Raw genomic sequence first — 13,397 nt, forward strand, 5'->3', positions numbered from 1 at the left:
GGATCAGTAATGACCGCTCGCGTCCCATCGTTATTCGCCATAGTATTCCTATTTTGGTTTGCTGCTCTGCCAGAGCTTCGTCATATCTGTTGCGAAGTTCAGCGCGTAAGTTGCGGGATTGGGTTCAGGGATCGGGCTGTAGTCGATCTGCATCGAGGCTTGGAAGTCGCTCTGTAGTCGCTGATTGTCGATCTGCAAGTACTGTGCTTGTAGGTCTTGCTTGCGTCGAGACTGCGCCATAGTGGCGTTACGCTCTACGTCGAACATCACAGCGTTGACCGAGCGACCGCCTACACCTTCAGCAGCAGCCGCCACTTCAGCCTGCGCCGAAGTGAGGTACTCGCTACGTTCGATCTGGAAAGCCTGTTCCCTACTGGCGGCACTTGCAATGTTTTCATTCGTGGTGAGAATGTTTTGATTGTTCGCGTTCGACAGTTGCGTCATCGTATTCTTGTACGCCTGCCAAACCTGTTTCGCTTCCGCGTCTTTCTTGGCTTGACTGTACGACAGGCCGGTACGCAATGCAGCCAGCCCGCCGCTTAGGGCGAGGTCTGCCCACATTACTGTTTACCTCCTGAGTTAGCGATCCTTCGACCGCGCTTATTGTACTGTCCTACGTACTCGATGTCCGCGATCCGCATAGGAAGGTGGCTGTTCGAATACAGTTCGATCTCAGCATCGTTCACGTTGTACCGGAACGGAAGCGTAAACGTCTCACTGCTGAGCGACTGCACGCCGACAAGGTTATCCACGCTACCTACGATACGAGCATTGAACCTGACTTCAGGACCATCGCCGTACTTGGATCGAACTCGTCCAATGATTTCGCCGGTCTCGTCCAACACCACGCTGAACGATTTCGCACGGACCTTAGCTGAACCGATGACAACTCCATTCTCGTCCTTAACAGACGGCATGGTTGGTATGTACCGAGACATGAACCGTGTGCCGACAATCAAGTCACCACCAAGCATACTCTTCTTAAGCGTAACGACCTTACCAGTGCCGGGAACATCCACGATGCTGTCTATGGACACGATCAAACCCGGCGTCGGGCAATTGTCGCTCTGTACGCATACGAGTTCTTCATCCGCCAGATAGGCGAACGGCAGCACGAAGCTGTGGTAGCAATCTAACACGTCGAACCTCTGATCGAGGAACACCGGGTATCCAACTTCGCTACTGTCTTCTACGTCGAACGGCATACGTAGAAGGTAATGGTCAGTACCGATGCGCTGCACGAAGTACACAACGTCTTCGTCGAAGAAGCTGTACACGATCTCATGTTCGAACTTCCACGTATGCAGAGCAGACTGGATTTTCTTATCGTCCGCCCATATGTATTGGTAGATATAAACGTCGGTCTGTGTGTTGTTTGTATGTACGAGCAGCGTCTCGTAGTTCGCTGAGGCTGTAAGCAGCTTAGACTTACCCACGATGTACTTGTTAACGTGCTGCGTGATCGGTCGGCTGTCGTTGTTGTCGCCTGTGCTCTCCGTGAAGAACTCTCGGAGGCCAGTGAAGCGCCCGAAGTTCGAAGCGAAGAAAACGTTCTTACCCGCAGCCGCAGGCTTCGCAGCCAACTCGCTCTCAAAGCTCGTGGTCAAGACCAGCTTAGCATTCGCGGGAGTAAGCGCAGTGCGACCGAACACAACGAACTGACCCTTGGGTGAGAACACCGCGAGGTCTTTGTTGAATGGCACAGCAGCCAGCATCTGAGAGCTTTCGACAGTCGAGTTGATGTCGATAGGATCAGTATCGGCTAACGCAGAAGCCGACCCTTGCCAGAAATTCGTATACCGATGGGTACGTGACATGATGGCGTTCGATCCAGAGAGGAACACTGTCCTGCCCTGAAAGGCTGATACGTCATTGATCGTATTTCCGACGAAAGATGGATCAGGATTAGAAACATCTGTACCTACTGCACGAGGCTCGTATGCCTCACGAGAGAATGCAAATCCCGGCGAGTTGTACGTTAGCTTGTGCGGCATTGTTGCCTGATCGAACGCCGTGTTCGTATAGGGCGATGCAGCTTCCTTCCAGTATCCCGATAGACCGAACCCGCCACCGGGCGTCACGCTACCATCAAGCGAAGATACGATGAACTTGAACCACAGGTCTTTAGCCGTATCGGAGTTCTCTGCGATACGTACCGCGTAGTAGTGCGGGGCTAATCGAGGAAGATCGGCAATTGTAGTTACCGTGTCTGTGCATGTCTTTAGGTTTACACCGCCGGTGCCGTCAGACGACGTTAAAGTGAACGCGCCAGAAGGCTTCTTAATCCAGAATATGTCCTCCTGTATTCCGACACTCCATCCAGCACAAAGACCACTTGGAACGATGATAGACCCATTACCAGCCGGTGTTGTATAGCTAGCGTCGGTCAAGCAGCCTAGCAGTACGGCGGCTATGAACTGAGTAGCGACATAGGACGAGTCAGAGGCAACGCTACCATCCGGTGTTCTGTAACTGGCTGCCAGCACACCGTCGATGTATATGGCGTATGTTCTTCCATATGCTCCACCGAGAACCTGCATAACGGCTGCACTGTTGCCCGATGTGTTGAAGTAAACGGTTTTCGATGTTGTAATCGCGACAGTCACGCTAGGATTAACGACGATTGTATTGTCTTCGTCATCCGTACTGCACTTCATGTTGTCAGTACCTGCGAGGTACGCAACCGCGTCTGCGGCTACAGTGACCGTCTGTGCATTTGCGTTCAGGTCGAACACGTCAACGTCACCGTTCTTGAACATCGCCAAGAACTTGTTTCCGTCCCGCGTCTCGAAATTGTACCAGCCAAGCACATTGGAGACAGAGCCGAGATAGCCGACTAGATCGGTAGGCGGCCTGCGTCCCAATCCGTTCACGGCATCCGAAGTCATGTTCTCTTGTAGTGTAGACTGTCCGTCGAACCGATCTCTCGGTGCTTGCTGCGACACTCCCTGTAGCAGAGAGCCGAGCGATCCATCTACCTTCATCGGATACGTCCACCGACCAGATTAGGATTGCGAGAGCCGGTCGTGCCGGTGATACCGGACTGCAACCGAATAGCAGTCGGATTGTCGAGTGCATTAACAGCCAGCATCGTAAGCTCTTTAGCCTTCAGCTTCGCCCATGCGATAGCTGTCTGCTGCTTCAGTTCGTTCGTCTTGAAGCTGTCGCCGTCATCGTCGATGTACATAGCCTCGCGGGCTTTGTGCAATACGTAGCTAGCGGCTACGGACGGAAGACTGCCGATGTCCAATCTAGTAACAAGGTCAACAGTGACGCTCGTGTTGATAACATCGGTGTGCTTATAGGCGTCGTAAATGAAATTGCCACGTCGAGCGTAGCGCAATTTCTCAGCAGGAGTTTGGTACTCCACGTCCGATACTTGCATGTCGAGCGCCGCAGCCGGGACGGCCACGCGTCCCTCACTATTCGGGACCAGCTTACTTCTGTATTCGCGATTGAACCACCAGCCAGTCTGCTGAAAGTCAATGTCCTCTGTGTCGAGAATGCGCGAAGCAGTCTGTACAGATGGGTGCGTGGACGTGGTAGAACTCACACCGCTCTCTCCGACTACGGAGAGCATAGAATTGATAATGGTAGCGCGGTCCACTTTGTATTCTCCAATGCAAAATGCCCGGTCCCATACGGGACCGGGCTTTGCGTGTAGTATAGATTAGGCTTTGAACACCGCGCCGCAAACGTCGGGACGGTTGATCGAGACGCCGAATGCGAGGAAGCTGTCGATGAACCACTGCTTCTCTTCGCGGTTGAACCAGATGTCGCTCTGAAGCGGAATGGTTTCACCAGCGAGGAACGACTTCGGATGCAGGATGACCGCAACGGCCTTCGCCTGCGCAGCCGACACGTCGTAAGCGTTGCTGTTGCCAGCGTTCGACAGGAAGTGACCAGTGATAGCAGCAGTCGGGATGCGCGCAGTCTTGACGATGCGAACGCCCTTGATCTCGTAGATGATACCCTTCGCGTAGTCGCCGTTACCGGCCGCGAAGTCACGCGAGATAAGCTTGTCGTGATCGAGCAGAACGTCGAACTGGGTAGGACGGACGAAGATCACGAGTTCAGTCGAATCAATCTCTTCCTCTTCCATTTCGACGATGATGCCGCTGATCGCAGTAGCCAGCTTGTCGGGATCGAGTTCGTCACCAGCCAAGGCCAGCACGGTATTCTTGCCAGCGCCAATCGACTGCTTCGCAGCAGTACCGTCACCGAGGACGGGAGCCGTAGCCACCGAGCCCTTGATGCCCATGATGATGAACGCCTGATCGAAGAACTTGCCAAGCTCCTTACCGTGATCCTGTGCAAGCTCCATACGCGCGTCGAAGTGCGTCTGAAGATCGTTCAGCATAGAACGGTTGTCGCGAGCGAGCACGACGGTATCGACGGTCAGCGAGACCTTACCGAACGGGGTGACTTCGCCAGCGGGGCGGACGCCGGGAACCAGCGCCTTCAGCGTGGTACGACCAACGCGGTTATTCGAGATAGTATCAGTGCCACGAACCGGACGGATTTTCGCGTACTGCCGCATGATAGCGGACTTCGCGAACTGGCTTTCGACTTCGCCACCGTACTGTTCGAGCAGAAGGTCCACACTCACATCTGAGAGGTCGGGACCGGGAATTTCGTAAGACAAAGTTTCTCCTATAGGGAATGTATGCGGACTAGTCCGCTGTATCTCCTAATAGGGAGGTACAGCGGGTCCGTAGTCAGATGCCTGCTTTCTTGCCAGCCAGACGCCGAGCGTCTAACGCTTTGATTTCCGCAGGCTTTGCATTGCGTGCATGCGCAGTCTTGAGTTCAGCGAGGTACTGCGCGCGGCTTAGAGCCGTACCGATGACCGTACCAGTGCTATCACCGACAGCCAGCTTGTTCGTACCGAGACCCTTTTGATCTGGCGCAGAGTTGTACAGACGGAGAAGCTCCTTAGCGCCGAGGTCAGCACGGATACCACCTTCGTTAAGCATGGAGCGGATTTCATCCACCTTAGCTTTGAATGCAGGATCAGCCTTCTCGGTCTTCTGAGCCCACGTCTTAACCGTGTCCCAGTTCTCCTTACCGCCGAAGATGCCGTGAACCTGAGTGACGGTCTCCGTAACCTTAGCAGCCAACCCTTCGTAGTGTGCAGTGACGCCAGCCATGACCAGCGTGGCCTTGGCCTTACCGAGCTTGGCTTCAAGTCCTGCAACGTCAACGTCGTTCAGGTCGCCAGACTTCAGAGCCTTGGCGAAGAACTCGTTCGCCGCGTTCGGTCCAACGCCCGCTTCCTTAAGCAGTTCGATGGCAGCGTTAGCAGCCGGGCTTTCGGGGAAGCTCGTGTAGTCCTTGAGCGGACCAGCGGCTTCCTTATCGGCAGCAGCCTTCTCCGCAGCCGCCTTTTCGGCAGCGGCTTTCTCTTCAGCAGCCTTAGCCGGATCAACGATGACAACGGAGTTCTCTTCGTCGTCACCCTTCTTCTCAGGAGGCGCGTTTGCCGGGGCAGCGGGAGCCTTGGGAGCGCCCTTGTTGTCGAGAGCACCTTCGTCGAGGTTCTCAACCGTAGCGCCCTGTGCGGCCAACGCCTTCTCTGCTACGGTAGGTTCAGTGGTCATGCAGTCTGTGATCCTTGTACGGCTGCTTTACCGGCCTCTGCGGCAACGGTCCCGGCAGCTTTCTGTTGTTCGAGTTGAGCTTGCTGCTGTAGAGCACGCTGCTGGTTAGCCTGCATTTCAGCCTGCGTGTATAAGAACTTGTTGTGGTCAACCTGTCGCTGTGTACCGAGGTACGCCGCGAACTTCAGTGGGTTGATCGCGGCACGGATTTCTTCGGGCACAGCATCGAGAATAGCCATGTCACCTACCCACATGCGCACGTTGTCCAGTTCTCCCTGACGAGAGAGACTGTCCATGCCTGTGATGATCTGCGGCCGGATGCCGTTCTGTACGCCAGTGAACCCGATATGATCGAGCGTGATGTACGCTGTCGGCCCCTGCCACTGCAAAGCCATACGCGAGTAGATACCGCCCACCGACATCTCAAGCTCGTTCGCTTGGATGCGGATTTCTTCAGCGGTGACGCGCTCAGCATCACGAGTGACGGACGAGTTCAGTAGGAACGCTTGCGCGATCTGCTTCTCGTATCGCTGGATCATCGTAACGATGAAGTTAGCGTCGTTGTTCTTGTCGGTCTTCACCGCGACAACATCGCCTTCCTTACCGCTATGGTAAGAGCCAGCTTCGCTGTTGTTCAGCGCCTGTACGTCAACGAGTGACGCCGGGTTCACGAGGAACTTGATATCTCCCATGATACCGGCGAGATTAATAAGTGACTGCGTGAGAACTTCAGTAGCGTGGAACGCACCGGAGTAGTCTTCGACGAGCCCTCGTCCGTAGTCCTCGCCGCGAACGAGTGTCCACGTCAGAGGTATCCACGGCAGAACTTCCTTCGGCCAGCTTGCGCCTGCCGTGTCGAGTGCAACGAAGCCAGCTTCCTGCGTTGCATGAAACTTACCGTCTTCCATCAGCCGGATGCGCGTGAAGACAATTACGTCCGAGTTATCTTCGTACTCGGGAGTGTTCGTCTGCTTCTTGGCGCGTAGCTTCTCTTGTACGTCAGGATGGAACGTCTCGAATGCTTTGCACTCGCGCGTCATGATCTCGATGACAGCGCCGCTCAAGTCACGCACCACGCAGTAGTCGCGAAGATTGAAGACTTGTGCAGGCTTGTCCTTTGGATGATACACGAGCGCGTTGCCGGTAACGACGATCAACTGTGCAGCGTAAGTAGCTGACGGTCGATACGCGACCATATCGAGGTACTCCATAGACTCACGTTCAGTGCCGTTAAGCTCTTCTTCGATCTTGGTAGTCAACGTAGCCAGTTCTGCCGGATCGGAACCCTGCGCTAGCGTCTTGATCTGCTTCATCTGCTTCGCACTAAGCGAGAGACGGAAGAATGGACCCTGCGGTCTGAACAGTGTGGTGACAATCTTGTTCGACAGATGGTTCACAGCGCGTGCGCCGATGCTGTCGTTGCTCAGTTGTCTTTCGCTAGTGTCAGCAGTCCCTGTGTTCTCAGGGAATAGGTACGGCAGTGTCCACTTCGCGTACTGCTCACTACGAGTTTTGAACGAACTCTTCTTGCCGTCTAGGTGGTCCCACCTGTTTTGCAGTGTGCCCTTCGGCGCAGTGGATGCAGTCATTACAGACCTAGACCACCGCGACCGAGACCGCCGAGCGGCTTGCCGGTGACGCGCTTCTCAGTGAAGCCTTCGTACAGCGGCGTTGCGGAGTTCGTGTTCTTTGTAGCTCCGTCGCCTACACGGACTTCTGCGCCAGGAGCGCGAGCAGTTGTCGGCTCACGAGCGGGCGGGATAACGGGTGGAGGCGGCGCGGGAGCGTCGTTACTGCCACCGAATAGCGAGGTAGCAGCAGTCACAGCGCCAATAATGGCGGTGATTGGATCGCACAAATTAGTTTATCCTTTTAGATACGGTGTTGGCCTCGCGCGTGTAGCCAAGCCGCTCGTACAGTCTCAGAACTTCCTCTGTGTTGATGCGCGTGCTTGTTCCCGCGCGTACATGAATACAATTCAGACGCTTAGCGTCGAACTCGAACTGTTTGATTAGTCGTGCGGCCAGTAGACCGCCTCTGTATTCGGGGAGGATGTAGAGCAAGAGTTCGTAGGCGTTCAGTTCACTGTCGAACCAAGTTCGGTTCGCAATGCCGAACATGAAGCCTCGAAGATCAACGTCGATGAACCCGATGAATGCGGGCTGCTCGATCATGGACGTGAGTGTAGTACGAACGTAGTCGGGGTCGGGCCTTACTTGAGAGTAGTGCGGGCTTTCGACATGCAACGCGAGAAGCATTTCAATAATCAGCCCGACATCATCGGCCCTGATCGGTCGAAGCATCACTCTCCTAGTTTAACGATGGCTCCGGTGTTGGTTTGAGTGTCGCGCAACGCTGAAGGCTCACCTGTTACGGTGCGTCCTTGCGCAGCGTGATGCTTGATCCACTCAATGACCTTCTGTTCGCCCGCCGCTTGCATAAGCTCGTCGCGGTCGAAGCCCGGTTTAACCTCGAAAGGTCGGAAGGCGTTACAGAGTGCCTTGATGAACTCCTGTGATACAGGAGGAACGGATACTGCACTGATGTAAGCGGCCATTAGGACCGCACCGGAAGCGTGATCGCCTCGTGTAGACCAGCCTCGCGCAGAAACGTATCCAGTGTTTCCGGCAGAGGCTGGCCTACAGCGACGAACTTGATCGCTTCCTCTAGTTTGTCCTCGTCGGACAATTCTTGGTAGCTCAATTTCTTTCCTATTAGTCTTTTACCTAATAGGGAGGGAACTATCCGAAGAAGTACAGCGACTTCCTTACATCCTGAATATCGAGCGTGCCGTATGGCGGGATCGGCTCAAGCTCGTACTCTGTGTCTTGGTACTGCGCAGCTAATGCTTGCAGTGGATCATGGTCCGCGTACAGCGCCACGAAGGTCTCTCGGATGATCTCGCCCAGTCGTTCAGTGTCTGCGGCGTGTGTGCCGAAGTCATCATGAATGAACGCTAACGGTGCGATACCTTCCGCCTTGCATTGTCGTACTACCGCGCGCATGTGCGCTGCGTCTTGTGAGTGAACGAAGTTAGGGGCCACGCCGTTGCGTTGCCGATTGCGGTCGATGTCTTCCGTGAATGTACCGACGCGGAGTTGGAAGCGTCCGCCTAGTTGCGTCTCGATCTTCGTCGAGTTGATTACGCGAGTGCCCATGTACACCGGGAAGCCATCGTAAGCCGTCCATGTGATCGGTTCGTTCGCCTTGCTCAGTACACCGGCTGCTTTCTGAAGCCAGCGCATGGCGTCCCTAGCGGCTACGACAACCTCTCCAATAGAGGTCCACATATACGGAGTGAGCCAACACGCGGCTTTGAAGTTGCCCTCGAAGTGCTCGCGGTCAGTCGCCATCACGTACTCGAAGATGTACTTCGTGCAGGACTGCCGCGTCGATCCATAGGGCAGCGTCATCACCGGACGCTTGGCTAGCTTACGCGGTACAGTGCCTTCGCCGTGCGCGTCGATGTACGGCAACCATCCAAAGGGATCGGCCTGTTCATTACGAAGTGCTTTCGTACATACTCTTGCCACTGCGGAGTAGATGTCTGCTGGTACAGCCATCGGTACAAGGTTGGTGTAAGTACCACCCGTTTCGTCTCGCAGCATGGCGCTGAAGTGTTGCAGTCCGTTGCATGTGCCATCGCGGCCAACAGGAATGCGTGATCTGTAGCTTCCGATATCATGTCCCAGTGCTTCCAATGCTAGTGCGTCTCTGTACTCGAACAGCCACGCTAGGAATTGCCACGGCTTATCTGCGTTGCCCCACACTTCCGTATGAGACATCGGATCGTTAGCCGCCCGCAGGAAGAACTCCTGCTGCTCGTCCACCCACTTCACTCGGTCGTCGTAGCTAACCTTGTCGTGTCCGAAGCGGTTCGCTCCGTTGACACGTAGCCAGTACCATCCGCTCTTACCTAATGGCTTCGACTGATTAGGTCGTAGAAGTCCCTTAGAAATGTCGGCACCTTGGGGATTGAAGCCCGATGTCGTTGGATAGAACCTCCCACGACTATCCGCGTACCAGACGTACCAGAACTTGTCGTACTTGGTGTACTCGCTGGCAAGGCGGATGATGCGAGAAATTTGGAACGACTTACTTCGCCGCTCCTTCTCCTGTGTGTGTATCTCTGCGGCTTCATGTTTCCAGTCCGTCAGTGCTTCCTGCTGAGCCTCCGTAAGCTCAGTGCCTTTCGCCACCGGGCTTGGTGGAATTTCTAGCGGGTCTTTCTGCGGCATGCCTATGCGGAGGTTCGCATTCCAGCACGCCACGACGACAGCAAGGACTTCCGTGTTCACTTCCCACGGCACTTCCTGAAGCGCGTTCAGCGCCTCCATCGTCGCCGTCAAGTCACCGCCCTGTACGTGCAGCCTGTGTTTCTTACCGCTCGTCTTAATCATCGGCGTTGCGTGACGAAGTTCAGGACTGTAGTAGCCACCTTGGTTCAGCCCTGTCCAATCGTCCGGTGGGATGATGCAAGGCATCTTGTCGGGGAACAGAAACTTGCTGAACTCCTTGTGCTCGTCGATCCACTTCTTAGCACTCTCGGTCGGCACGATCAGCGTCCGTGTCTTACCGTGCTGATTGAACTGTCGCTTCTCTATGAGGTCTGTGTTCGTCAGGATCACGTCCACCAGCTTCATGCCGACTTCAGCACGCTCTGCTACCGTCCACTCGATCCACTCGTCTGCTAGCTCGTTCGCCTTGTGCGTCAGAACCCGGTGCATGAAGCGGTAGTCCTTCGTGCCCTTACGCTTAAAGTCTTTCTTGATCGCAGCGTAGTAGTCGCCGTGCAGTTCTTGGAAGCGGGAGAAACGAACTTCGTCCTCGACCATTCTTCCGATGCGAGTAGCGAGGCCCGCCAGCGGTGCCTCGTGAGTGAACGAATTGAACACAGCCTGCATTGCAAGATACATCGCCTTGTCTGGCGAGCAACGCTGCAACAGCGTTCTGATCTTGCCGTGCTTACCCGGCCTATTGGTCTCGACGAAAGAAGTCAGCGCCTCGATCAGAGGCAGCATGAACTCCTGTAGTAGTCTCTGTGCGTAGGCAGTCTCTGCACCGCGCCCAGCTTCTTCTGCTTCCTTGGTGGTCCTCTCGAACGTCTCCGCGCCCTTGAATACCATCGTGCGTTCAAGCTCTAACTGAGCATCAATCGTCTGCATTTCCTATTGAACCGTTTCTTTTGCTTTAGCGCGCCGCTGTCTTGCCTTCCGGTTAGTGCGCTCGCGCTTCTCATCTGCTGTCTTATGTAGCGGATGATAGAGACCAGTCTGATCGGTCTCGTGTTTGATCCAATACAGGATGACTTGCCCCAAGAAATCTTTAGGCGTGAGTGTTCTCTTCGCTCTGTTCGCTAGGTTGTATATTTTCCCCTCGATACCATTGCAGTTACGACAAAGAATCCCCCGGATTAATCCGGTCTTGTGGTTATGATCCAGACATGCAGAGGCCATAGTTAAGGGTTCCGGGCAGAGACAGCACTTGTGATGCTGTCTCTGCAACAGAGCCTGTTTGACTATAGGTATTTCCGCAGTCTTGATCCTACGACGGGGTTCCGACATAGGATCGATGTTTTAGATAGTGGTTGAGCCACCACTTAGGCGCACTGATACCAATACTATTCAGTGCGCGGCGTATCTGTCGCCGCACGCGCCTTCTGTCTACGTTGCCCCTGAACGAGAACCTTGAATGGTTTCTGTTGTTGTCACTGTCCAACCACGGTATCAACACAACTATGCCGTGTCTATACCTCATTGCGTTGCGCACCGTCGCCAATAGTTTAAGACGCAGTTTGGATCAGTGCTGTGCTTTCGCATCCACAGTAGTTGACCTTCTGATGCAAAGGCTTTGCCCCACGGTACAGGATCACCAGTCTTGTGATGAACGAACCCCGTAGTTTCACCGTACCTCTTGTACAGTCCTTTGATCGTAGCGAACGCAACCGCCGCGTTCTCGATCAAGTCAAGTATCAAGATTGCCGTAGCAGGTCCGCACAAACCGTCCTTGCGTTCGTCGATTACCTTCTGCGCCTTCTCCTTCTTGGCATCCGTCGCGTGTTCATCTTCCAGCACAGCCTTCGCTTTTGTAACGGCCTGTGTCGGCTTGATGAAGTTCATGACGTAACCGGGGATCGCCGGTAGTCCACTGATGTTGTCTGCCGTATCCCCGATTAGCATTTGTGCCCAAAAGAATTTGTGACCAAATCCCTTCAATTGCTTCACAGTGCCGCTTGTCGTTGTACGCTCTACGAGTTCGACGTATCCAAAGTCATCGCTAGTATCTCGAAGTTGTCCAGTGTCCCAGTCGAGCTGCAAACCGGGAACCATACGAAGGTCTTTGTCCTTGGACGCGATGACACTGAGGTTGCGATCTCCGCGATCAATTGCTGCATACTGAGCCGACGCCATGCCATCGTCTGCTTCACAGAACTGATGAAGGGTGCCGGGGTATCGCTTGACGAGCCATTCCCGCATGATCCCGAGGTAGCGCGGTTTGGGTTTTTCAATGCGGTTCCCTTGGTACTCTTTGAGCAAGGCGAGGTCATAGCGACCGCCCTTGTTCGAGGTTGACGGAGTGACATGAAGATGCACATGCTGTGCAGCAGCGAGACCCCGTAGGGTCTCCACTGCGACTTCAGCATTGTGCTGCATGTCTTCGTAGGTCTTGTCGTCCGTACCATCGACCTTCTCTGCCGTGACTTGGTACGCGAGAAAGTCTGCGTCGATATGTACCGTACGTCCGTGTACTTGCGGTGGGAACTCTACAGTCTCAGCGTCGTGCGCTAGACCGTCGAGGTCTCCTAGCTCGATGCCGTTGACCTTCACTTAGACGAGGCCCAGCGCGGCCAGCGCGTCGTCAGCAGGCGCTGCCTTCTTAGCGGCGGGCGCTGATGGCTTCGCAGCGGCAGGCTTACCAGCAGGCTTCGCTGCGGCCTTGGCGACCGTGGCGACGGTCTTCTTCTCGACCGGCTTCTCTTCCGGCTGCTCCGCGACTTCCTCTTCGGAGGTCGGCAACTCAGCGACACCACCGAGCAACGCTTCCAGCGCCGAGCCGGAATAGTTCGATGCGTCGAGGATCAGTTCCTGCAACCAGTTCTTGCTGACGTGCTCGACTGCGCCGCCGTCCTTCTTGACTTCGCGGGTGCCGTCGATGAACAGGCTGTCCCAAGTTTCCTTGGTCGGATTGTTGAACAGGAACAGACGGAGCGGGCTGATCGGATCGCCAACCGGCACGTCCTTCTTCGTCTCTTCCAACGGGTCGATGATGAACGGAGCGCGGATACCGTACTGACCATCCTGATCGAGGTTCACATAGGTCCGCTTCTTGCCTTCAGCCTCGACGACGTTGTGATAGATCGTGATGATGAAAGCCTCGCCCAACATCTGAGCCATGTGCTTGATGCTGTCGCGACCGTAGGTCATAGCGTTGAACAGCTTCTTGAACTTGGCCTTGTCCGACATCTTCTTCGAGATACGGATCGACACGCGGTCGGCGCGGACGCGCTTCTCACCTTCGACCTCGTACTCGTGAATGTTCTTCTTCGGATGTAGCAACTCGAACGTCAGTCGGACGCACTCTGCGTCGGGCTTGGGCTTGCCGTTGTAGTCGGGCTGCTTCTGCTTGCCGATCTCGATGTACTCGATGAAGCGGCCGACGGTAGCGCCAGCAGGCGGCGGTTCATTGTCGAACGATACCGTCTGCTCGACGGTCTGATCTTCCTGCTCAGCGGCAATCGCTGCGAGTTCTGCGATGCTCAATGCTTTGGTCATGTAGTCTCCTTGTGGCTTAATGCCG

Annotated in this window: 13 protein-coding genes; all 13 read right to left on the bottom strand. The window is 55.0% G+C overall.

Annotated features, from left to right (window positions below; genetic code table 11):
* Positions 1-48: 48 nt before the first annotated feature.
* The 13 genes from CQ13_RS24455 to CQ13_RS43375 all read right to left on the bottom strand — a co-directional run bounded on the left by CQ13_RS24455 (position 49) and on the right by CQ13_RS43375 (position 13,372).
* The gene (locus CQ13_RS24455) at positions 49-561 is read right to left on the bottom strand and encodes a virion core protein, T7 gp14 family (RefSeq protein ID WP_057845397.1); all 513 of its coding nucleotides are present in this window, start codon (positions 559-561) and stop codon (positions 49-51) included.
* Positions 561-2,984, bottom strand: coding sequence for a phage nozzle protein (locus CQ13_RS24460; protein WP_057845398.1), 2,424 nt, complete (start codon positions 2,982-2,984; stop codon positions 561-563). The genes CQ13_RS24455 and CQ13_RS24460 overlap by 1 nt, the downstream gene beginning before the upstream one ends.
* The gene (locus CQ13_RS24465; protein WP_156433871.1) at positions 2,981-3,607 is read right to left on the bottom strand and encodes a hypothetical protein; all 627 of its coding nucleotides are present in this window, start codon (positions 3,605-3,607) and stop codon (positions 2,981-2,983) included. Before CQ13_RS24465 ends, CQ13_RS24460 begins: the two co-directional genes overlap by 4 nt.
* Positions 3,608-3,670: 63 nt before the next feature.
* Positions 3,671-4,645 (bottom strand): major capsid protein, encoded by a 975-nt coding sequence (locus CQ13_RS24470; protein WP_156433872.1) that lies wholly within the window; start codon positions 4,643-4,645, stop codon positions 3,671-3,673.
* 73 nt (positions 4,646-4,718) lie between these two features.
* Positions 4,719-5,600, bottom strand: a complete 882-nt coding sequence (locus tag CQ13_RS24475) for a hypothetical protein (protein WP_057845401.1) — start codon at positions 5,598-5,600, stop codon at positions 4,719-4,721.
* Positions 5,597-7,189: a portal protein gene (locus CQ13_RS24480; protein WP_057845402.1), complete on the bottom strand. Its 1,593-nt coding sequence runs from the start codon at positions 7,187-7,189 to the stop codon at positions 5,597-5,599. Before CQ13_RS24480 ends, CQ13_RS24475 begins: the two co-directional genes overlap by 4 nt.
* Positions 7,190-7,459: 270 nt before the next feature.
* Positions 7,460-7,903 carry a GNAT family N-acetyltransferase gene (locus CQ13_RS24485; protein WP_057845403.1) on the bottom strand — a complete coding sequence of 148 codons (444 nt, stop codon included), beginning with the start codon at positions 7,901-7,903 and terminating at the stop codon, positions 7,460-7,462.
* Positions 7,903-8,157: a hypothetical protein gene (locus tag CQ13_RS24490; RefSeq protein WP_057845404.1), complete on the bottom strand. Its 255-nt coding sequence runs from the start codon at positions 8,155-8,157 to the stop codon at positions 7,903-7,905. The genes CQ13_RS24485 and CQ13_RS24490 overlap by 1 nt, the downstream gene beginning before the upstream one ends.
* A complete protein-coding gene (locus CQ13_RS43370) occupies positions 8,157-8,303 on the bottom strand; it encodes a hypothetical protein (protein WP_156433873.1) in 147 nt (48 codons plus the stop codon). The genes CQ13_RS24490 and CQ13_RS43370 overlap by 1 nt, the downstream gene beginning before the upstream one ends.
* Before the next feature lie 38 nt (positions 8,304-8,341).
* Positions 8,342-10,765, bottom strand: coding sequence for a DNA-directed RNA polymerase (locus CQ13_RS24495; RefSeq protein ID WP_057845405.1), 2,424 nt, complete (start codon positions 10,763-10,765; stop codon positions 8,342-8,344).
* A gap of 3 nt (positions 10,766-10,768) precedes the next feature.
* Positions 10,769-11,164 carry an endonuclease domain-containing protein gene (locus CQ13_RS47230; protein WP_082637620.1) on the bottom strand — a complete coding sequence of 132 codons (396 nt, stop codon included), beginning with the start codon at positions 11,162-11,164 and terminating at the stop codon, positions 10,769-10,771.
* A 189-nt stretch (positions 11,165-11,353) separates the two neighbouring features.
* Complete coding sequence (locus CQ13_RS24500) at positions 11,354-12,427, bottom strand: hypothetical protein (RefSeq protein WP_057845406.1); 1,074 nt, start codon at positions 12,425-12,427, stop codon at positions 11,354-11,356.
* Entirely contained in the window at positions 12,428-13,372 is a 945-nt protein-coding gene (locus tag CQ13_RS43375) for a hypothetical protein (protein WP_057845407.1), read from the bottom strand.
* Between the last annotated feature and the right edge of the window lie 25 nt (positions 13,373-13,397).

It is taken from the genome of Bradyrhizobium retamae (assembly GCF_001440415.1).
GTDB lineage: Bacteria > Pseudomonadota > Alphaproteobacteria > Rhizobiales > Xanthobacteraceae > Bradyrhizobium > Bradyrhizobium retamae.

Coding starts and splice junctions, on each gene's coding strand:
- CQ13_RS47230 (WP_082637620.1), bottom strand. CDS start 11,164: ATGTCGGAACCCCGTCGTAGGATCAAGACTGCGGAAATACCTATAGTC.
- CQ13_RS24485 (WP_057845403.1), bottom strand. CDS start 7,903: ATGCTTCGACCGATCAGGGCCGATGATGTCGGGCTGATTATTGAAATG.
- CQ13_RS24495 (WP_057845405.1), bottom strand. CDS start 10,765: ATGCAGACGATTGATGCTCAGTTAGAGCTTGAACGCACGATGGTATTC.
- CQ13_RS24475 (WP_057845401.1), bottom strand. CDS start 5,600: ATGACCACTGAACCTACCGTAGCAGAGAAGGCGTTGGCCGCACAGGGC.
- CQ13_RS24455 (WP_057845397.1), bottom strand. CDS start 561: ATGTGGGCAGACCTCGCCCTAAGCGGCGGGCTGGCTGCATTGCGTACC.
- CQ13_RS43375 (WP_057845407.1), bottom strand. CDS start 13,372: ATGACCAAAGCATTGAGCATCGCAGAACTCGCAGCGATTGCCGCTGAG.
- CQ13_RS24460 (WP_057845398.1), bottom strand. CDS start 2,984: ATGAAGGTAGATGGATCGCTCGGCTCTCTGCTACAGGGAGTGTCGCAG.
- CQ13_RS24480 (WP_057845402.1), bottom strand. CDS start 7,189: ATGACTGCATCCACTGCGCCGAAGGGCACACTGCAAAACAGGTGGGAC.
- CQ13_RS24490 (WP_057845404.1), bottom strand. CDS start 8,157: ATGGCCGCTTACATCAGTGCAGTATCCGTTCCTCCTGTATCACAGGAG.